This window comes from Ruegeria sp. BHSA162 (genome assembly GCF_059613385.1).
The window spans coordinates 1-20,631 of record NZ_JBXWSK010000033.1; the positions used below are offsets into that span (position 1 = coordinate 1).

Sequence of the window (20,631 nt, forward strand, 5' to 3'; positions counted from 1 at the left end):
CGGCCTGACTGGCGGAACAGCGAAGACATGCCGGTTTCTTCGTAGTTCAGACGCGTGCCAAGCCGGGTGTGTTCCTTGTTTTCGATCGCGACCACCATGTCACGAACGAAGGCATCATAGACGTCCTCGCCCGGCAATTCGCCGCTGGTTTCATCCCAGTTGTCCAGCGCTTCGACCGTCAGGGGCAGGGTTTCCGAGACAATTCCGTTTTCGACTGACCGAAACAGCATCGATGCAATCGGTACGAGGAAGGAAAACAGCACGAACAGAAGCAAAGGCGCGATCAGCATAAGCGCGCGCAGTTTCTGACGTCGCAATGAACGCGCCAGCGATTGCTTGAGCGGCGTTCCGTCCGCTGCCAGCATGGGTCCTGCGGTTTGGCTTGCGTCAGTCATCAGTGCCTCTTGGTTGTGCCCGGGTCAGATGGCGGCGCACCGCCACCTGACGTTTCTTCAGAGATTCAAGCGCTTATTGCGCCAACCACGCCTGGAATTTGGCGTCGATGTCATCGCGGTAGTCAGCCCAGAACTCGTAGTTGTAGAGGAACGTGTTCTTGGCGTTTTCCGGATCGGTCGGCATGTGCGGAGCCATGTCGATTCCCAGTTCGGCATGCTTGCCGACCAGCGGAGCAGACGAAGCGCGAGCCGGGCCGTACGAGATGTACTTGGCCTGATCCGCCAGGCGCTGGGTGTCGGTCGCGAACATGATGTAGTCCAGCGCGCGTTGCTTGCGCTCTTCGCTCAGACCGGCGGGAATGATCCAGCCGTCCAGATCGAAGACCTGCGCGTCCCACAGCATGGCGACGGGCTGCTTCTGCTCTTCGATGACGCTGAACAGGCGGCCATTGTAGGTCGAGCCCATGACGACTTCGCCGTCAGCCAGCAGCTGGGGCGTATCGGCGCCGGCGGACCACCAGACGACGCTGTCCTTGATGGTGTCCAGCTTCTTCAGAGCACGGTCCTGGCCTTCGTCGGTTGCCAGAACGTCATACACTTCGTCCTTCGAGACGCCGTCGCACAGCAGGGCCCATTCCATGTTGTTGATCGGGCGCTTTTCCAGCGACCGCTTGCCGGGATAGGTCTCCAGGTCGAAGACCGCGCAGATGTCGGTCGGCGGGTTGTCCCCGACCATGTCGGTCCGATACCCAAAGGTGGTCGAATACACGATCTGAGGGATGAAGCATTCGCTGACCAGCAGATCGCCGAAGTCTTCCGAAGCCGGGGTGCCGTCCGGCGCAGGCGCCAGCTGGGTGTCCGGGTCGATTTCCATTGCCAGACCTTCGTCACACAGACGGATCGCGTCCGCGGCAACCACGTCGACCACATCCCATGTGATGTTGCCCGCCTCGTTCATGGCGCGCAATTTGGCCACGGCCTCGGCCGAGCTGTCATCGTTCAGGATGGTGACGCCGGTCTTTTCCGAATAGGGCTCGTGATAGGCCTTGAGCTGCGACTTGGAATAGGCGCCGCCCCAGGACACGATCGTCATTTCTTCGGCGGAAACTCCGCCTGCTGCAGTTGCCAGAGCAACAGCTGTCAGCATTGTGGTGGTACGTTTCATATGTAGCTCCCAGTTTTTCCCGTTTTATGATTTGTCGACCAACGCACGGGTTTTCGTCGGTCGGTTCTTTCGGCTTGGGGGCGGATTGCGAAGCCGGGCGCGCCTAGGCGTCCAGAGCGCGGCAATCCTGCGCCAGCCATCCGATCTCGATCTCCTGACCCGGTGTCAGCCTGACGGCGTCAGGGGCATTCCGGGTCTTGACGATGAATTCATCATTGCCGGCCACCGACATGCGGAACCTGAATACATCGCCCATGTAGATGAATTCCTTGACCACAGCCTTGAGCGTATGCGCTTCGGGGCTGAGGCGATCCTTGTTGAATTCCACGCGCTCGGGCCGGATCGAGACCTTGGTCCGTTCCCCCGGTTGGCTCACGTTGATCGGAACCGCGTCGATCTCGGACCCATCGTCCAGCGTTACGACGCATTTCCCGCCATCGACGGATTTCAGAACGCCTTCCAGCGTGTTGTTCTCACCGATGAACTGCGCAACGAAACTGTTCTCCGGTTCTTCATAAAGCTGGTCCGGCGGTGCAAGCTGCTGGATCCGCCCATCGTCAAAGACCGCTACGCGATCCGACATGGTCAGCGCTTCGGTCTGGTCGTGGGTCACATAGACGGTCGTGATCCCCAATTCATGGGCCAGACGCGTGATTTCAAACTGCATGTGCTCGCGCAGCTGTTTGTCCAATGCGCCCAACGGTTCGTCCATCAGAACCAATTCGGGTTCGAAGACCAGCGCGCGGGCCAAGGCGATACGCTGTTGTTGTCCGCCTGACAGCTGAGCGGGTCTGCGGCTGCCGAAGGCACCCATCTGCACCATGTCGAGGGCGCGCTGGACCTTTTCTTCGCGCTCGGACTTGCCGATTTTTCGGACTTCCAGCGGAAAGGCGAGGTTCTCGGCCACAGTCATGTGCGGGAACAGGGCATAGTTCTGAAACACCATCCCGATGCCACGCTTGTGCGGCGGAATGTTGTTGATCGGTCGCCCATCCAACAGAATTTCGCCATGCGTCGCAGTTTCGAACCCGGCCAGCATCATCAGGCAAGTGGTCTTGCCAGATCCCGATGGGCCCAACATTGTCAGAAACTCGCCCTTTGGCATCGCGAGGTTAAGGTCTTTGACGACAAGATTTTCGCCGTCATACGATTTTTGAACGCGTTGAAATTCGACAAACGCGGCGTCGCTAGAAGTGCCGGTCACAAGACCCCCTGTTGCGTCAATTCTTGATCCGGTTGGTCCGGATTTCATTGATCCCTGAGCACATTAAAGACGCAGCAATGTCCGGCTGGCAAGACTCAATGACAAAAACCAATCCTCATTGGGTGGGATTCAAGGATTTTGCGCAGTGTTGAGGCGCCGCATGTGCCACGCAAGGGTCTGATTGCTGGACAAGACCGGTTTGCCAATCTGTTCATGGATCCGCGGGATGGCGTCCAACGTGCGAAGGTTGGTGCAGCTGAGAAAAACAGCTTCGACCGCTCTGTCCGAACCCAGCCTCACCGCGGCGTCAACGATGGATTGCGTTGATATCCGGACGACCTTTGCTTCTTCGGAAATCCCAAAGGTGCCGAACACATCCATGAGGATCCCTTGATCGGCGAAGGCCGCGCGAAGCGCCGTGTTGACCTGCTCCTCATAAGGGGACAGCAGTGCAAAGCGTGACACACCCAATTCGCGCGCCTGAGCAACCGCGGCGCGCAGAGGGTTGGTTACCGTTTGCACGTCACAAGTCTGCTTTACCAGTTCTTCGACCTTTTCCGATCCGATGACCGAGCTTGCCGAGGTGCAGGCGTAACCCACAGCCCGGAAGGGGCGCGCCTTGGGCAGTAAATCTGCCGCCGCTGGAAGCGCATGCTTCATGCGGGTCAACGTCTTGGTCGTGACCTGCGGGTCGCTGGTTATGCGCGAGACATAAATGGGTGAAGGGTCGCCGGCAAAAAGCCTGCGGAAATCGCCTTCGATCGTCTCGTCTGTCTGCAGAACGATCAGGCCAAGCGGAGATATACCCGGGTCATCCGTGTCCAGAGAAAATGGCAGTGTTGTCATAGCTCGGGAATCTCCCGTCGTGCCTTGGGGCTCAGGAACCGCGGTGCGCTTTCGGTGACCAGCACATTTTCCTCGTGGACAAGTATTTTGCCACCGACCTCAATACCTGGCTCCAGCGTCAACACCATTCCGGGTTTCAGAACCGTTTGATCCGTTGGGATGAGCGAAGGCCACTCGGTCAATGACATGCCCAATCCGTGGCCCAGGCGCCCGGCTTCGGTCCCGCCGCCGCCACGGGACAGGACCGAGCTCATCGTGTGATACAGGTCCGAGGCCGTCGCGCCCGGTCTGGCCTGCTCGAACGCCGCCTCGGTCGCATCGATCAGCGCGTAGTGCGCCGCGCGCACGGCGGGACTGGCCGGGCCGACGGACCAGTTGCGGTCGAAATCGCAAAAATACCCATCCCAGACCAGCCCGGTATCCAACATAAGCACGTCGCCCGGCTTCAACGGTCGTTGGGTTGCCGGTGAGATTACGTCGCCATATCCGCCTTGGTCGGCCGCGCCGGCAAGATAAGGCACCCAATCGGCGCCTGCGTTGAGACACAACATCTGGAACCGTCGAAAGACCTGATCCAGAGGAACACCGGCCGATGCAATCTCAGGAACCCGCTCAAAAGCCTGTCCCGCGATCAGGCAGGCGGTTTCGATCTTTTTGATTTCGGCTTGAGATTTGACCATGCGCAGGTCGCGCAGAATGCCAAGGTCGCCGGTGATCCTGCGGCGGTCGATTTCGGATTTCAGACGCCCGAAATCTGCAAGCGGCATCCGCAAGTGCGTTTCATGCCCATCGGGACATCCGATCAAGCCGCCGTCCGGAACAAGTTCGCGCAGGGTTTCGGCCAGCAACGATACTCCGTCGTCTGCCAGATCCGGGGCGGACCAGGTGCGGATGTCTTCGATCCAGGTCTGCGCCATCAAGGCCGCGCCAATCGACGGGATCACCGCGACAGGTTTGCCGGTCGCAGGAACGACAAGGAACCAGGGGCGCGTCGGGCTTTCCCAGAACCGGGTCAGAAAGCCGCTGAAATACCGGACGTCGGGCTCGGTCGTCAGCAGCAGGGCGTCCAGGCCATGCTCTTGCATGAGATCCTGTGCACGCGCAGTTCTGTCCGCGAACTCGGCTTGTTCGAACCCTCTCACGAGGCTTGCTCGGTCACGATGCACAAAACGCGGTCCTGTGGTCCGATATTGAGCAAGTTGCGGCTATCGGCATCCAGAACGGCGGCCAGTCCGGCGCCGCCTGACGCAGTCGTTTCGAACCCGGCCTCTGCCATGACCGGAAGCTGAGCGGCCACGGTGTCATCCTCCAGCGTCAGAAACTGATCGGCATCCCGCGCCAGTCCATTCAGTGCAATCAGCGATGGCTCCTTGCAATCCAGCCGTCCCATGATGCTGTCCGGACCGTCTGCAAAAACCGGCGCGCCGGCTTGGATGCTGGCCATCAGCGCCGGGGCTGCGGCCGGTTCGACCACGATGATCTTGGGGTCGTCTCCCCAAGCCTTTCGGAAACATGCGGCAACGGCGCCCGCCATGCCTCCCACTCCGGCCTGCAGCAGGATCAATGTCGGAGGTTCGGGACACTGATCAACCGCCTCGACAGCCATTTGAACGTACCCCTCCATCAAGAGATGGGGCAGGTCATAATACCCTTCCCAAGAGCTGTCTGACAGAAGCGTCCAGTCGTTGTCGTTCGCCGCGCGGCTTGCGGCGCTCATGCTTGCGGCGTAATCGACGCCTTCGCGCACCACTCGCGCACCTTGCGCCGAAAGGCGCTGAGCAAAGCTCTCGGGCACGGTTTCAGAAATGAACACTACGGCATTCGCACCAAAAACGCGCGCACCCGCAGCCATGCTTAGGCCGTGGTTCCCGGCGCTGGCCGTTACATAAGAACGGCCAGCAAGGGATGTGTTGTCGGGTGTCTCGGTGGCTTCGCTCGCTTGGTAGGCGATGACATAGGCCGCGCCCAATGCCTTGAACGACCCGAGATTCATCCGCGTCCGTTCATCTTTGATCCAAAGGCGGGAAACGGGCGCCAAACCCTGCGCTTCGGCCAGTGGTGTCACGCCGGAGGCAGGGCACAGCGACAAAAGCTGCGCCAACCGGCTGGAATTGGTTGAAGGGAAGGGGGCCTGTGAAAACAGTTTGCCTTCGCCTCGATACGGGTTGGTGACGGACTTCATCGCGGCCTCCCTCAACGATCCGGCAGACGTCATAGAAATGCAGTCAATCTGTCAAGGCATAGGGGTGAAATGCGAGAAATGCACACTTCCTGTTCCCTGGGAAAAGTGGCTACCTGCCCTGAACCAAACGGCGTTGATCTGGCTGGCGAATTGACCGCTTGCGGTCTTTGCAATCGGTATGGGTGCGTGTAAGTGTTCGGCACGTGATCCAGCGCCGGTGCATCAGACCGGCCGGATGCGGGCGTGATGGAATGGTAGACATATCGGACTTAAAATCCGAAGGCCCTAGCGCCGTGTGGGTTCGAGTCCCACCGCCCGCACCAAACACACTGGTCGACTTGGCCGAGGGCGATCGTCAGACCGGATAACCCAGCTTGGAGATCAGCCGCCAGATGTCCTGGTTCGCCGCCGACAGCTGCGCGACGACATCCTCGATTTCCTGCATCGCCTGTTCGTCGACCGTATCTTCGCGTCCCAGCTTGATGTCGGTTTTTCGATCGGCAATGCGCATCAGGATCGTTTTGGGGTTCCCGGTTTCCTGGTCGAAGGAATAGATGCAGTGGTTGAACTTGTTGCGGATGCCAGACAGACGGCTGAGCCGCTGCGTGTGCTCTAGGATCGGATCACGAACCGAGGCCGGCCTTCCGTCCATCTTTGCCAGACGCTCGACCAGATCAATTCGGGCGCGGGTTGTGTTCAGGGTCAGGAAAATGATGACGGCTACGTCTTTGCTGGTCCCCGAGAGGCCGGCAATCAGATGAATCAGCAGGCTTTCGGTGTTCGTCCAGACATAGTTCAGGCGGCCGACCAAAAGGATCAACCGATCGAACCTGGCTTCGAAGTCGTCAGTCAACCGAGGTTCGGTGCGCGTCCTGCGCCGCCGCCTCAAAGAAGAAATGCGCCGCTGCCGTTCTGTTGCTGACACCGATCTTGCCCGACACGTTGTGCATGTGCAGCTTGACCGTGTGTTCGGTGATACCCAACTGGGCAGCGATCGCCTTGTTGCTTTTGCCTTCGGAGACAAGTTGCAGAACCTGCTTCTCGCGCCGGGTCAGTTTTGACAACAGAGGGCCAGCCGCAGGGGATTTCGGAGTTTCTCGGGCCGTAGTCGCACCTGTCGCGCACGGCTTCGATGCAACGCAATTGGCCACAAATCCCGGCAGGTACAACTCTTCATGCATCAGCAGCCGCAGGATCGCGCGCCATGCGTCCGGGGCGACGTTCATCGGAAGAAACCCGATTGATCCGTACCGGGATCGGTCCCATCGCTCGAAAACGAACCGGGCTGCGTCCTCTTTGCGGTATGCGAAGGCAAGGCATCCCGGCATGGACGATCGGACATAATCGGAGGGACGGGCCAGCAGATCCTCCATCATGATCTGATCCACGACAACAATCTTGCCGGAACCCTCAGCATTGCTGGCTTGGGACAAGAATGCCGCGAGAGATTCAAACCGATGGGCTGCCACACCGAATTCGTGCTGAACGCTTCGCAGGGTTTGGTTGGAGTAGAAGAGCTCTTTCCCAATAAAAACAATCATAAAATCTTCGTTTTCGTCGATCGTGCAGGAACTGTTACTTAATTCGGAAATGCTCATTCTTGTGCCCCCCTAAATACCCCGGATTACGTCCTGAATTGGCCGTTATTGGCCGAGGTGAAACTGAATAAAAACAATCTGAAATCTGTGTTGAGCATACCAGAAAGTTCAGTTTTCGACAACTGTACGGCTTTGGGAATCACCGGGTTTTAGAACTTTCGATTAAGGTCGTTTGACGGTCAGGCCGCTTAAATATCGGGATTCAAAAAACTAAATTTTTCCGGCTTTTGTGGCAGGCCAATTCGGCTTCGAACTCGACCCTGAAACGCGTGTTCGAGTAATACGGTAAGCAAATCATCGCTTTAGTGATGTTAATACTTTCTGCCAGCTAGGCAGACCTAACAGCATCTGTACCCTGTGTCGTGCTTCAATTTGCGAAGTGTACTTGTACCTGGCGTGTCTGCGGCCCGCGTATTTTCGCGTGATTTTGAGCAGTCACGGAATCGGCTTGGCCGAGAAAGGGGGGTGACAACACATCATTCGAAAGACAAGGCCGCAGACATGCGCAGTTTCGCGAATGGATGCTCAATAATATTTTTCAACCGCGCCGAATATCGCTTTGTAGATGAATGGCGGTCAGGCGCTTCAAAAATGGAAGATTGTTATGCGACGCAATGTGAACAATACCAATGTCACGACCGTTGACGAAGTTAATGTTGAAAATCTCGAAGCTCCGATCTCGGTGGAAATCCCCGTTGAAGAAGCAAATATCGAGGCCGAACTGACCGCACAGCAACAGCAGCAGGGTCAGGAAGTTCAAAACGCTGCAAACAACGAAGACGAACAGAACCAGGCTCAGGCTCAGGCGACTGAAGTTGCGAACGAGCAGGGCCAGGGTCAGGATCAGGGTCAGGCGCAGCAGCAGGGCCAGCAGCAAGGTCAGCAGCAATCGAACGTCAATGGCGGCGATGACAGCAACAGTATCTCGAACTCGATCAACATCGATTTCGGTGAAGGCGAGTGGATCCCGCGCGACGATGACCAGGTCGATCTGGATATCGGTGACTCGGCATCCATCGGTGATGTCATCACGGCCGGGAACGACGTGAACTATGATCCCGGCGATGATCTGAACCTGACCATCTCGATGGGCGGTGACGGCAATGACATGTCGTCGATCAACAACCAGTTGGCCAACCTGAGTGACGATGACACGCTGGATTCGCCCAGCCTGTCGAATGACGGCTCGTTCTATCAGAACGGCAGCGCGACGGGCGGTTCGGCCTATGCCGAAGAAGGCATCGGTTCATCCTCCGGCGGCGGTAACTCGGGTTCCGGCGGAACCAGCTACGGCGGTGCCGCAAGCGGCGAGACCAATGGCAGCCACGCATTCGCGCTGGGCGGCCACACCGGCAATGCCGGCGCGGCTTCGCAAGGCGGTAACGGTGCGGCCTCGGGCGGTGCCAACAACACGAGCCTGGGTCTTGGTCTGTCGGGTGCCGAAGCCAGTGGCGAAAGCACGGCTGGCAATGGCGGCAACGCCAACAGTACCTCCAGCGCCAACAACACCGGCAGTTCGAATGCCAACGGCCAGGGAACTGGCGGTGAAGGCGGTAATGCCGGCTCGATCGGTCTTGGCCTTGGTCTGGGACTGTCCGGCGCCAACTCGGAAGGCAATGCCAACGGTGGTGAAAACGCGACCGGTTCGATCGGCGCGGGCCTTGGCCTGGCCGGAAACGAGTCGGGTGCGAACGGCGCCAATGGCGGCAACGGCGAGTCATCGAACTCGGGTTCTGCATCGAACAACAGCACCGGTACGACCGAAGCGAATGAAGCGACAGCCGGAAGCAATACGGGTGCGGGCATGGCCGGCAGCGGCGCGCAAAGTGGCGCGAATGGCACCGGCGGGCCTGGTTCCGGTGGCACGGGTTCCGGCGGCTCGGGCTCGGGTGGTGAAGGTGCTGGTGGCGAAGGCTCTGGTGGCGAGGGATCCGGCGGATTCTCGGCCATGGTCGAAGCAGCCATTGCAGCGCTGAACCAGGAAATCGCGGATGGTGGTCCGGCCTTGAATGCGGCTGATACCGACGCCGCGACCGGCGGCGGCGGAACCACGGGCAACAACCCGGGTACCGGCGGAGCGGGCACCGGTGGTGCTGGAACCGGCGGCGCAGGAACCGGCGGTGCCGGAACCGGTGGCGCAGGGTCCGGCGGAGCGGGCACGGGCGGCAGCTCGGCAGCCAACTCTGGCGCACAGGGCGTCGGCGATCTGGCCGCAAGCGGCCCGAATATCAGCCAGTCGCCTGGTGACGTGAACGGTGCGGCCAGCAACCCGCAAACGTCGACCGGAACCGGCGGAGCCGGCGGTTCGAACGCGGCCAATGGCGCGGCAAACGGAACCGGTTCGGGTTCGTCCAGTGCAGAAGGCGCTGGCGGAGCCGGTGGGACCACGACGCCAACGTCCACCTCGTCCGGTAACGGTGCGGGTTCTGCGGATGCGGTCAACACGGCCGGTACCGGTGGTGCGGCAGAAGTCTTTGCTGACGCTGACACAAACGGTTCCGCCGACAGCCTGGCCGAAGCCATAGCGGGATACGGCGGCGCGTCCTACACCGACAACGATGCCACCTCGACCGGATCCGGCAGCGCGACTGGCGCGGCCAGCTCGGGAGCCGGTGGTGCAGGCGGTGCGTCTGCGGCCAATGGCGGTACCAGCGGCTACGCCATGGGTAGCGCCATGTCCGGCGATACCACGGGTGGCGCAGTCACCGGTGGCAGCGCGGCCGGCGCTTATTCGGGTGACGGCGGAGCCGGCGGCAATGGCGGCACCTGGGGTTCCAACAATGGTGGCGACGGTATCGTCACTGGTGAATCCTACGCGTCGGCAGCAGCAGTGGTCGATACCTCGGCCTTCAACCAGACAATCGTCATGGGCGCCAACGTGCTTGGCAACTCGGTCGATACCACGATGGTTGGCGGTTCGATGAGTTCGACCTACGCGAGCGACGACACCGAGGCATAATGCCTGACCCCGGAGGCCGCGATTTCGGCCTCCGGTCTTTGATGAAAACACCGGGGCCGTGTTTCATGGCCTCGGTCCAACTTAACCCAGACCCGGAAATTTTCTGCCGGAAAGGGTGACAGGGATAGTCCAGATGTCACTTGACAGCATTACGGAAACGATCGCGCATTTTATCGGTACTTTTCAGCTCACGATGGAACAGGCCATCCTGCGGCAGCAATACGAGGAGTTTACGGCGCTCCGCCGGCTGGCCGAAGTTGAAGGCTTGGAGGATCCGATCAGGATTGTCGTCAAGGCCGATCTGGATCTGAAGCCCAAGGACTACGACCCGCTTCCCTACCGTTTCCCCGAACCGCCCGCGGACCCGCAGTTGCCGCTGCCACCAGCCGGCCCAATGCTCGAGTCGAACATCCAGATCGGTGACCCGTTGGCTCCGGGCGGATTCGTTCCGCAGTCCGAATTGCCCATCTCGGTCGGGCCGCAATTCTTGATGTTGCAGCCTCAGGTCGTCAGCGACCTGATAGGGTCTGCCGTCACTTACACATTCCAGACATTGGTCCTGCGCGACAATGATACCGTGGGCGCGGGCGACTTCCGCGATGCGGCGATGCTGACAGCGCAGGCCGAAGCCGCGTTGGACGTGGCGCACTCGCTTCATGCGATGGCGGTGCCTTCACTGGCGATACCGGACTACATGACGCCAGAATACCTGGATACGCTGGTCGAACAGATAACGACACCGATGAACGGATCGGTCCAAGGTGTCACGGTTCACCAATTCCAAGGTGAAGACGCGGAAGGCATCATCGTCAACGGTCAACACGTGTCGGAGGCTCCGGTCTGGAGCGATCTTCTGCCGGCCTACCACCAGCCCGAGGAGGCTGAGGAAAATCTGGTGTCACAGTCCTATCCGGCCGAGTGGAACCAGTCCGAGGGGCCGGAGTCACACGAGGGTCATACCGTTGTCACCGGCGGCAATCTTGCGATCAACGAAGTCGCGCTGAACGTCGGTTGGGTGGATGCCCCCTTCATCGCCGTGGGTGGACAAGCGATCAGCCTGACGATGATCAGCCAGGTCGCGCTGGTATCAGATGTTGATGTCGGAAACACCGGCAGCGGCGCGGGCACCAACGTCGTCCAATCCGCCCAGATTGAAACAGAGGCGAATCCTGCGCCGTGGCTTGCCGGAACCTCGGCCGTCGCTGGTGGGGCCGGGCAGCCGTCCTTTTTGACCGTCGATTGGATCCATGGCGATCTGGTGGTTACCAACTTCCTCAAGCAGGTCATCAACGCCACCGATATCGACCATATCCAGACCGAGATTTCCGCGTCTTCGACCATGTATGCGATGGGTGGCAACCAGATGGTCAACGTGGCTGATATTGTTCAACTCGGCAACTATTATGACCTGATAATGATCGGCGGCGACATGATCTCGGTCGACATGTTGTTCCAGACGCTTGTCCTGATGGATGACGACCTGGTGTCAGGCGGCCTAGCCGGACCTGCCGGAGGTGCGAACGAAAACCTGCTGATGAACCAGGCCTCGGTGATGACCAACGGCCTGGACCTGCAGGAGGCGCTTGAGGAGAACATGGCCGAGGCCATGACTCTGAATGAAATGACCATGGCGGCGCTCGAGGACGCATTGCTGAACGATCCGATGTTCGCGGGTATGGAGCAGATGCGCGTTCTGAAGATCGACGGAAACCTGCTGCAGGTGAATATTCTTGAGCAGGTCACCATGCTCGCCGATCAGGATGACATTTTCCTGTCCGGTCCGCATGGGGCCAGTACCGAAGTCGTGGCCGGCAGCAACGCGATGCTGAATGCGGCCAACATCAACAAGCTGGGCGTGGACTCCGTTGTCATGGGCGGGCAGGGCGCATATTCCGAGCTTTTGCTGCACCAGGCCAGTCTCATCGACTTGCCCGAGAATGAGATCGGCCAGGAATTTGCCAATGAAGCCATCGCAATCCTGATGGAGGAGGCAATGACCGCCGGGCAAGCAGTGAGCGGCCCGACCGCTCCTGCACTAACCCCCGAAGACTTGGACGCCAATGTAGGAATGCAATCCATCCTGACCTGATTTTCCCTTTTTTACGAGTGACCGGAAGGTTTGTTTATGTCGATCGTTTTTTCGTCGCGCCGCACCCGATATGCCAGCCCGCTGGACCGGTCGGGAAGCGGACAGCCTCTGACTTTGCGACCCAGCGACATGGTGTCTGGCTCGTCATTTGCAACGGAACGGCTGACCGCACGGCTAAGGCTGACCAAGGAGATGCGCGTGCCCGTGACCGAGCAGAGCCAGAACAAGGCAGCGCAGGAGGGCCCGGCCACGGCGCAGAAGGAGCAAGAGGTTGCTCGCAATGCAGCGGCGCCGGCACCGGAAGCCCGGGACGAAACCGATCAGAAAATAACAGACGACAACACACTAGAAACAACATTCAGCGCCGCCTCTCCCCGACGGCGCGAAACGCCGGAGACCGTCGCTGTGGAAGGGCGTGCGGGTGACGGCGAAGGGGTGGCCAATGCCGAGGACTCGGAACCGCAAACCGTCGAAAGCCCGACCGCGCGCATGACCCCCTCGTCCCGGTCGGGTGGGACGGATCGCATGGGCACCACTATCGAGGCCGAAGCGAACAAGCCGCTGCTGCGCACTGGTTCAGGCGATGGCGGCGGCAAAGGGCCACCCCAAACTTTTCACAAGCGCACGCCGCCCGAAGACTTTCAACGCACCCTTCGGACCTCGATGCGAGCGATATGGCGAAACCTTGCCTTTGTTCTGGTACTGACCTGCGCGACCAATCTGTTGATCCTGGCGATCCCGATCTACCTGTTCCAGATCAGTGACCGGGTGCTGACCAGCCGCTCGCTGGACACGCTGATCATGCTGACCGCGATCGTGGCCGGGGCAATCATCTTTCAATCGGCTTTCGATGCGGTGCGGCGCTTCATGTTGATGCGCACCGGGGTCGAAGTGGCGGCGCGACTGGGTGCTCCGACCCTCAGTGCCGCAGCGCATGCCTCGTTGCACGGGACGGGACGCGAGTATCAGACGCTGGGTGATCTGCAGCAAATCCGCGGCTTTCTCGTTTCAAGCACCCTTCTCTCCTTTTTGGATGTTCCTTTTGCGCCGTTGTTCATCCTTATGATTTTTCTGGTTCACCCAGAGTTGGGCATGATCGTGGTGGTGACGGCCGTGATCCTGATGGTTATCGCGCTGATCAACCAGCGGATGACGGCCAAACCGTTTGCCGAGGCCAACATGGCCCAGTCTCTAGCCAACCAGCATCTGGATTCGATGTCGCGGAACAGCCAGATCATCAACGCACTAGCTATGATCCCCGAGGCGGTTCGGATCTGGGGACGCGACACCGCCAACTCCCTGACCTGGCAGGTCCGGGCGCAAGACAGAAACGTGGTGTTCGCGGCGATCTCACGCACCGTGCGCCTGCTGACGCAGGTCGGCATTCTGGGATGGGGAGCCTATCTGGCCCTGCAAGGCGAAATCACGGGCGGCATGGTGATCGCGGCCTCGATCATCGCTGGGCGGGCTTTTGCGCCAATCGAAGGGTCAATCGAGGGCTGGAATACATTCCTGCTGACCCGCGGTGCCTACAGCCGCATCAAGGCATTGCTGTCCAATTCGGCGCTTCAGTATGAGAAGCTGCGCTTGCCCCGCCCCGAGGGACGAGTGGATGTTGAACGCCTTCTGTTTGTACCCGGGGGTACCAAACGCGTGGTTCTCAACGGCATCAGTTTTTCGCTCAACCCGGGCGAGACGCTGGCGATCATCGGCAACTCGGGCGCGGGCAAGACCACGCTGGGCAAAACGCTGGTAGGATCGATTCTGCCGACCTCGGGCAGCGTGCGGCTCGACCTGATGGATATCCGAAACTGGGATCCGCGCCAGTTCGGCGAAAGCATCGGGTACCTGCCGCAGGACGTTCAGCTGTTTCCGGGCACGATCAAGGACAATATCGGCCGAATGCGCGCCGATGCCACCGATGAGCAAATTCATGATGCTGCAGTTCTGGCCGACGTGCACAACATGATCGCCACCTTGCCACAGGGGTATGAGACCGTGGTCGCTGCCGATGGCTCGCCCCTGTCTGGCGGTCAGAAACAGCGGATCGCGCTGGCGCGCGCCTTCTTTGGCAATCCGCGGATGGTGGTTCTGGACGAGCCGAACTCGAACCTGGATGTCGCGGGCGACAAGGCGCTGGCCCGGGCAATCGAGCAGGCGAGGGAAAACAAGATTACCGTGGTCGTGATCACCCAAAAACCGACGCTCTTGAACGTGGTGGACAAGATCATGCTGCTGACGGACGGGCGGGTCGCCCTGTTCGGTCAGCGTGAGCAGGTGCTGCAGCAACTGAACGGGCCGCGCCAGCAGCCCGAGTTGAAAGGGTAGACGGGGGTTAAGGATGAACGAGTTGGTACAAGTAGACGATCCCGCCATTTGGTACGCCGAGGTTCCGAGATCGATAACCAAGTTCATAGTCGTGGGCACCGTGCTGCTGGTCGCCTGTTTCGGCGGGTTCGGCCTGTGGTCGTTTCAGGCGCCGCTCGCGGCCGCAGTAATTGCGCAAGGCAGCTTTGTGGCCACCGGGCGCAACAAGATCGTTCAGCATCTTGAAGGAGGGATCATCGAACAGATCCTGGTCACCGAAGGCCAGACCGTGCAGGAGGGGCAGGTCTTGATGACACTCGACCAGACCTCGGCCGAGGCAAATGAGCGTGAATTGTTCATCCGCAAGATCCGCCTTCGGGCGATGGTCGAGCGCTTGCTGGCCGAATACGCCGAAAAGGACACTTTGGAGTTTTCACCCGCCCTGATCGAGGCATCCGACGACGTTGAAGTGATGACCATTCTCGACAACCAGCGGCTCAGTTTCGAAGTCTCGCGCAAGACTCTGCTGAATGACATTGCCCTTCTCGAACGCAATATCGAAGCGCTGAAGATCAGGGCCAGCGGCTTCGAGGCGCAATTGGAAAGCATGGAGCGCCGCAAGGCGATCCTTCAGGAAGAATACGAAACCAAGAACGCGTTGTTCGAAAAAGGTCTTGTCCGAAAGGGTGAGTTGAACACCATCCGGCGAGTCCAGGCCGAAGCGGACGGGCAATTGGCCCGACTGGCGGCCGAGGCTTCGGAAACCAGCCAGATGCTGCTGAAATACGAAGAGCAGATCGCCCGGACCCGGTCCGCCTATCGCGAAGCAGCGCTGGACGAACTGGGTGTAATCGAGGCGGATCTGGAAAGCGTGCGGGAAAAATCGCGCCAGGCCAGCAGTGTTCTTGCCCGCGCGGTAGTCCGTGCCCCGGTTGATGGCACGGTTGTGCGATTGCACTATTACACGCCGGGCGGCGTCATCGAGACCGGCAAGCCGATTGCCGAAATCCTGCCAGCTGATGCCCCGCTGATCATCGAGGCCCAGATCCCGCGCACCGATATCGACAGCGTTGTGACCGGCCAGACCGCGACCGTTCGGTTGGTGGCTTTGAATCAGCGCACGACACCGGTTCTGACGGGCGAAGTCTTTTACGTCTCGGCGGACGCGGTTCTGGAAGAAGCCAGCGGAATACCTCAAGAGGTCTATCTGGCCCGGGTGTCGTTGGAGCCTGACGAGATGGACCGGGTACGGGGGTTCATTCCGACCCCCGGCATGCCAGCCGAGATCATGATCCAGACCGAGGAACGCACCTTTGCCGCCTATATCGCCAAGCCGATCGTCGACAGCATGTCTCGGGCCTTTCGCGAGCAATAGTCGCCCACCATAGCGCTTACAAATTCAAAGGGCCCCGTGCTAGCATTCGTGAAAATCCGGGAGGGACCGCACGAATGCCATTGACCGTTAAAGAGATGCTTGAGGCCGCGAATGCTGATGTTCAACGTATCAGCGCCGCGCAAGCCAGGGAGCTATTGCAGCAGGGTGCGCTGCTGCTGGATATTCGCGATGCGCCTGAACTGGAAAAGACCGGTCGCGCCGTCGGATCTCACCATATCTCACGTGGTATGCTCGAGTTTCGTGCCGATCCTGCGCTGCAGTCGCATGACCCCGAGCTGCGGAAGGATCGCCCGATCATTCTGCATTGCGCATCGGGCGGACGGGCGGCTCTTGCGGGCAAGTTGCTCAAGGACATGGGGTATCAGCATGTCTACAACCTGGGTGGGTTCTCGGACTGGGTAAACGGCGGGGGCGACTATGTCGGCCCGGTTGACACCGGGATGTAGGGACCCAGCCTGATCTGCATCAAAGCCGATTGTATTCCGCTTCGGCAATCTGCGCGTCAGATGCCATCAACAAGGACGCCTGGCAATGATGAGACTTGCAGCGCTACTGTATTCCCTGATCGCGACCGCCCTCGCGGGGACGGCCGTTATCGCCGTGCTGACCGCAGGGATGGTTTCGACCCTGGCCATCGTGGGTGCCGCAGCCGTCGGAGCGGTCGCGGCTTTGCCCGTATCCTGGCTGGTCGCCAAGCGCCTGTACCAATAGAGAGCTTAGGCGGCGTTCAGAAATGTCCGGACAGCAGCTTCGAACTCACGCGGTTTTTCGGCGTGCAGCCAATGGCCTGCGCCCGGAATCTTGGCGAAACGGGCGTTCGGGAACAAAGATTTGATGACTTCGCGGTGACTTGCCTGAACATAGTCCGACTCCGCACCGGCGAGAAACAGTGCCGGGCCGTCCCAGTGTGAGGTAAAGTTCGGAAAACCCATGATATTCGGCATCTCTTTGGCCAATACGTCCAGGTTCAGCCGCCAGCGTTTGCCGGGAACGTCGAGCGACTGAGTGAAGAAGCTCTGCAACGCCTTCTCGACTCCAAGATCGGCCAGTTGCTGTTCCACGTCCGAGCGGCGCGCGACCTGTGTCATGTCCACGGCGCGCATGGCCTCGATATATGGCATTTGCGTGTGACTGTACCGAACCGGAGCAATGTCCGCCACGACCAGCCTGTGGACCATTTCGCCATGCTCGAGCGCCAATGTCATTGCCGACTTGCCACCCATCGAATGCCCGATCACGTCAGCCGCGCCGCCCATGCTTTCGATGACCTCAGCCAAATCGTCCGCCAATGCCGGATAATCGTGCCGGTCGTCCCAGAAGCTGTGGGCGTGGTTGCGCATGTCGACCGCCACCACCTGACGTTCATCTGACAGCCTACGCGCGATCACCCCCCAGTTTCGGGCCGATCCGTATAGCCCATGGGCAATCAACAGCGGTGTGCGGGACGTCGGTTCGCCATGTGTGATCGTGTTCAGCATGTCTTTCTGATACCGTCCGGCGCCCCGGACAACCAGCCCCATTGTGACCGCCTGCGCAGACCGTTAGATTGCCCCGTCAGGAGGGGCGCATGGCTCAGGAAACAGAAATTCAGACCCAGATCGCGCAGACGATAATCCTGTTGCGCAAAAAACTGGGCGCAAAGGGCAAGACCCTGGCCGAGTCGGTGCGCCGTGCCAAGCGTCGCTTGCCGCGCAAGGTCTACAAACAGGCAATGGAACTCGCCCGTGCCGAGCCGTTGGTCGAGCATCCCAAGCTCCGGCTGACCCTGGACTCGCCGACCCTGGAAAAGGCGGCGAAGGATGTTCAGTCGCATCTGCGCGCCATCAATCTGGCGGATCGCCGCTGGGGTTGGTTTCTGGGCATGCTCGGGGGGCTAGCCTTCAACATTCTGGCCTTGGCCGCGCTGTTTCTGGTCGTGCTTTGGTGGCGCGATCTGATCTGATCAGGGCATCTGACATTAAAGAAAAATGGCGCCCGCTAAAGGCGCCATTTTGTTGTTTCTGACTTTGTGGCGTCAGAGGTTCGGGTAGATCGGGAACTTGGCGCACAGATCCGCGACCTGCGCTTTGACCCGCGCCTCGACCTCACCGTTGTTGTCTTCACCATTGGCGGCCAGCCCATCGACCACTTCGATGATCCAGTCCGCAATCTGGCGGAACTCGGGCTCTCCAAAGCCTCGGGTCGTGCCGGCGGGCGAACCCAGACGGATGCCGCTGGTCACGGTCGGCTTTTCTGGATCGAACGGCACGCCGTTCTTGTTGCAGGTGATGTGCGCACGGCCCAGCGCCTTTTCGGTCGCGTTGCCCTTGACGCCCTTGGGGCGCAGGTCGACCAGAACAACATGGGTGTCGGTGCCGTGGGTCACCGTGTCCAGGCCGCCCTTGATCAGCTGATCCGACAACGCCTGAGCGTTGACGACGACCTGTTTGATGTAATCTTTGAACGAAGGCTGCAGCGCCTCGCCAAATGCCACGGCCTTTGCCGCGATCACATGCATCAGTGGGCCGCCCTGAATGCCGGGGAAGATGGCCGAATTCACTTTTTTGGCGATCGTCTCGTCATTGGTTAGGATCATGCCGCCACGCGGGCCGCGCAAGGTTTTATGCGTGGTAGTGGTGGCCACATGCGCGTGCGGGAAGGGGCTGGGATGCTCGCCCGCGGCGACCAGACCGGCGAAATGCGCCATGTCTACGTGCAGATAAGCCCCCACCATGTCGGCGATCTCGCGCATGCGGGCAAAGTCGATCTGGCGCGGAATGGCCGAGCCGCCGGCGATGATCAGCTTGGGCTGGTGTTCTTTGGCCAGCGCCTCGACCTGATCGTAGTCCAGCATGTTGTCCTGCTTGCGCACGCCGTACTGAACCGCGTTGAACCACTTGCCCGACTGGTTGGGCTTGGCGCCATGGGTCAGGTGACCGCCAGCATCCAGGCTCATGCCTAGAATAGTGTCGCCCGGCTGGATCAGCGCCTGGAACACGCCCTGGTTGGCTTGTGATCCCGAATTCGGCTGCACGTTGGCGAATTCGCAACCGAACAGTTGCTTGGCGCGGTCGATGGCCAGGTTCTCGGCGATGTCGACGAACTGGCAGCCGCCATAGTAACGCCGGCCGGGATAGCCTTCGGCGTATTTGTTGGTCATGACCGAGCCCTGCGCCTCCATGACAGCTGCGCTGACGATGTTTTCCGAAGCGATCAGCTCGATCTCGTCGCGCTGGCGTCCCAGTTCGGAGGTGATTGCCCCAAAAAGTTCAGGGTCACGATCCGCGAGGGACTGGGTGAAGAAACCGGTATCACGAAGGTTGGCGTTCATGTGCGCTCCGCATGGCTGAGGTTGGTTTGGCGGATTTCCTATAGGAAACTGTACGGATGAAAAAGACTTTAAAGCGACGAAATGGCCAGCTGCGGCGTCACGTCTGGCCTAATGGGGAAAGGTATGTTTGTTTCGGAACCAAATGCGCAGCACCGGAAACCGGAAAACATGACCAAGAGAATCGCTTTTCTCGCCAGCGACGTGGATGTCGCGCAGTCGGCCCGCAACAAACTGGTGGCACGCTATGGCAATGCGGCGCCCCGAGATGCGGATGTCATCGTGGCGCTGGGCGGCGACGGGTTCATGTTGCGGACGCTGCACAACACGCAGCATCTGGATGTGCCGGTCTACGGCATGAATCGCGGGACCATCGGGTTTCTGATGAACGAGTTCCACGAAGCCGATCTGATGGAGCGTCTGAGAGCCGCCGAAGAAGAAGTCATCAACCCCTTGACGATGAAGGCCATGGACCAATCGGGACAGGTGCACGAAGCCCTTGCGATTAACGAGGTTTCGTTGCTGCGCGCCGGTCCGCAAGCCGCGCGCCTGAAGATCAGCGTGAATGGCCGCGTGCGGTTGGCCGAACTGGTCTGTGATGGCGCGCTGTTGTCCACGCCCGCCGGGTCGACCGCCTACAACTATTCGGCACATGGCCCGATTCTGCCCATTGGGTCGGATGTTCTGGCGCTGACGGCCATTGCGGCCTTTCGTCCTCGGCGGTGGCGCGGTGCGTTGTTGCCCAGTACGGCGCATGTGCGCTTTGACGTGCTTGAGGCCGACAAGCGTCCGGTGATGGCGGACGCTGATTCCATATCCTTTCCGGATATCGATTGGGTCGAGATTCGGTCGGAACCCAAGATCCGTCACAGGATCCTGTTTGACCCCGGGCATGGCCTGGAAGAGCGTCTAACGATTGAACAATTTACATAAATTCCCGAGATTCTCGGACTTATGTGAAGCAGTTCACAGGAAGCTGACCACCTCTCAGCTATGCTGATACTGCCCGGAGAACACGCCGCGGTGGGAGTGAGTGGCCACCAAATGGTGTTTTCGGATGATTGCGCAGTTTTCGCGCTGGCGAGGGTGGGTGGTGCTACGCTCGTCATCACAATCCGGGCATATTTTAGCACGTGGACCCCGGGCTCTCAGTCCCGGGGTCAATTATTTTGGGGTAGTTGGA

17 protein-coding genes, 1 tRNA gene and 1 pseudogene are annotated in these 20,631 nt (G+C 59.9%); 9 read left to right on the forward strand and 10 right to left on the reverse strand.

The features are described from left to right. From AC2FM5_RS11175 to AC2FM5_RS11200, 6 genes and pseudogenes are all read right to left on the reverse strand, one after another. Positions 1-395: pseudogene (locus AC2FM5_RS11175) on the reverse strand (ABC transporter permease); the annotation flags it as partial. A 73-nt stretch (positions 396-468) separates the two neighbouring features. Then, the gene (locus AC2FM5_RS11180) at positions 469-1,560 is read right to left on the reverse strand and encodes an extracellular solute-binding protein (protein ID WP_170358339.1); all 1,092 of its coding nucleotides are present in this window, start codon (positions 1,558-1,560) and stop codon (positions 469-471) included. Between the two features lie 103 nt (positions 1,561-1,663). After that, on the reverse strand, positions 1,664-2,812 hold the full coding sequence (locus tag AC2FM5_RS11185; RefSeq protein ID WP_174819681.1) for an ABC transporter ATP-binding protein: 1,149 nt from the start codon (positions 2,810-2,812) through the stop codon (positions 1,664-1,666). 81 nt (positions 2,813-2,893) lie between these two features. Beyond that, positions 2,894-3,610, reverse strand: coding sequence for a maleate cis-trans isomerase family protein (locus AC2FM5_RS11190; RefSeq protein WP_170587559.1), 717 nt, complete (start codon positions 3,608-3,610; stop codon positions 2,894-2,896). Next, a complete protein-coding gene (locus AC2FM5_RS11195; protein ID WP_496735588.1) occupies positions 3,607-4,752 on the reverse strand; it encodes a M24 family metallopeptidase in 1,146 nt (381 codons plus the stop codon). The genes AC2FM5_RS11190 and AC2FM5_RS11195 overlap by 4 nt, the downstream gene beginning before the upstream one ends. Then, positions 4,749-5,792 (reverse strand): pyridoxal-phosphate dependent enzyme, encoded by a 1,044-nt coding sequence (locus AC2FM5_RS11200; RefSeq protein WP_496735589.1) that lies wholly within the window; start codon positions 5,790-5,792, stop codon positions 4,749-4,751. Before AC2FM5_RS11200 ends, AC2FM5_RS11195 begins: the two co-directional genes overlap by 4 nt. Positions 5,793-6,029: 237 nt before the next feature. On the opposite strand from AC2FM5_RS11200, the gene AC2FM5_RS11205 reads away from it, so the two are divergent. Next, a tRNA-Leu gene (locus AC2FM5_RS11205) sits at positions 6,030-6,115 on the forward strand. Between the two features lie 32 nt (positions 6,116-6,147). Here the strand turns inward: AC2FM5_RS11205 and AC2FM5_RS11210 are convergent. Continuing rightward, entirely contained in the window at positions 6,148-6,645 is a 498-nt protein-coding gene (locus tag AC2FM5_RS11210; RefSeq protein ID WP_093962654.1) for a hypothetical protein, read from the reverse strand. After that, complete coding sequence (locus AC2FM5_RS11215) at positions 6,638-7,225, reverse strand: helix-turn-helix transcriptional regulator (RefSeq protein WP_254430246.1); 588 nt, start codon at positions 7,223-7,225, stop codon at positions 6,638-6,640. The genes AC2FM5_RS11210 and AC2FM5_RS11215 overlap by 8 nt, the downstream gene beginning before the upstream one ends. A gap of 769 nt (positions 7,226-7,994) precedes the next feature. Here AC2FM5_RS11215 and AC2FM5_RS11220 point away from each other — a divergent pair. The 6 genes from AC2FM5_RS11220 to AC2FM5_RS11245 all read left to right on the forward strand — a co-directional run bounded on the left by AC2FM5_RS11220 (position 7,995) and on the right by AC2FM5_RS11245 (position 16,852). After that, the gene (locus tag AC2FM5_RS11220) at positions 7,995-10,349 is read left to right on the forward strand and encodes a hypothetical protein (RefSeq protein ID WP_170358348.1); all 2,355 of its coding nucleotides are present in this window, start codon (positions 7,995-7,997) and stop codon (positions 10,347-10,349) included. 133 nt (positions 10,350-10,482) lie between these two features. Beyond that, entirely contained in the window at positions 10,483-12,438 is a 1,956-nt protein-coding gene (locus tag AC2FM5_RS11225) for a type I secretion protein (protein WP_496735590.1), read from the forward strand. A 36-nt stretch (positions 12,439-12,474) separates the two neighbouring features. Beyond that, positions 12,475-14,766 (forward strand): type I secretion system permease/ATPase, encoded by a 2,292-nt coding sequence (locus AC2FM5_RS11230; RefSeq protein ID WP_170435169.1) that lies wholly within the window; start codon positions 12,475-12,477, stop codon positions 14,764-14,766. A gap of 13 nt (positions 14,767-14,779) precedes the next feature. Continuing rightward, entirely contained in the window at positions 14,780-16,120 is a 1,341-nt protein-coding gene (locus AC2FM5_RS11235; protein WP_496735591.1) for an HlyD family type I secretion periplasmic adaptor subunit, read from the forward strand. A gap of 74 nt (positions 16,121-16,194) precedes the next feature. Further along, on the forward strand, positions 16,195-16,587 hold the full coding sequence (locus AC2FM5_RS11240) for a rhodanese-like domain-containing protein (RefSeq protein WP_496735592.1): 393 nt from the start codon (positions 16,195-16,197) through the stop codon (positions 16,585-16,587). A gap of 85 nt (positions 16,588-16,672) precedes the next feature. Continuing rightward, a complete protein-coding gene (locus AC2FM5_RS11245) occupies positions 16,673-16,852 on the forward strand; it encodes a hypothetical protein (protein ID WP_496735593.1) in 180 nt (59 codons plus the stop codon). 5 nt (positions 16,853-16,857) lie between these two features. Here AC2FM5_RS11245 and AC2FM5_RS11250 read toward each other — a convergent pair whose 3' ends face one another. Further along, entirely contained in the window at positions 16,858-17,661 is an 804-nt protein-coding gene (locus tag AC2FM5_RS11250; RefSeq protein ID WP_496735594.1) for an alpha/beta fold hydrolase, read from the reverse strand. Positions 17,662-17,708: 47 nt separating this feature from the next. Between AC2FM5_RS11250 and AC2FM5_RS11255 the strand changes: the two genes are divergently transcribed. After that, positions 17,709-18,083, forward strand: coding sequence for a hypothetical protein (locus AC2FM5_RS11255; RefSeq protein ID WP_170366576.1), 375 nt, complete (start codon positions 17,709-17,711; stop codon positions 18,081-18,083). Positions 18,084-18,155: 72 nt separating this feature from the next. Here the strand turns inward: AC2FM5_RS11255 and glyA are convergent, their stop codons facing one another. After that, positions 18,156-19,451, reverse strand: a complete 1,296-nt coding sequence (gene glyA / locus AC2FM5_RS11260) for a serine hydroxymethyltransferase (protein WP_170337640.1) — start codon at positions 19,449-19,451, stop codon at positions 18,156-18,158. Between the two features lie 168 nt (positions 19,452-19,619). Here glyA and AC2FM5_RS11265 point away from each other — a divergent pair, with 168 nt between their 5' ends. Then, the gene (locus tag AC2FM5_RS11265; RefSeq protein WP_170337641.1) at positions 19,620-20,381 is read left to right on the forward strand and encodes an NAD kinase; all 762 of its coding nucleotides are present in this window, start codon (positions 19,620-19,622) and stop codon (positions 20,379-20,381) included. The last annotated feature ends 250 nt before the right edge of the window (positions 20,382-20,631 follow it).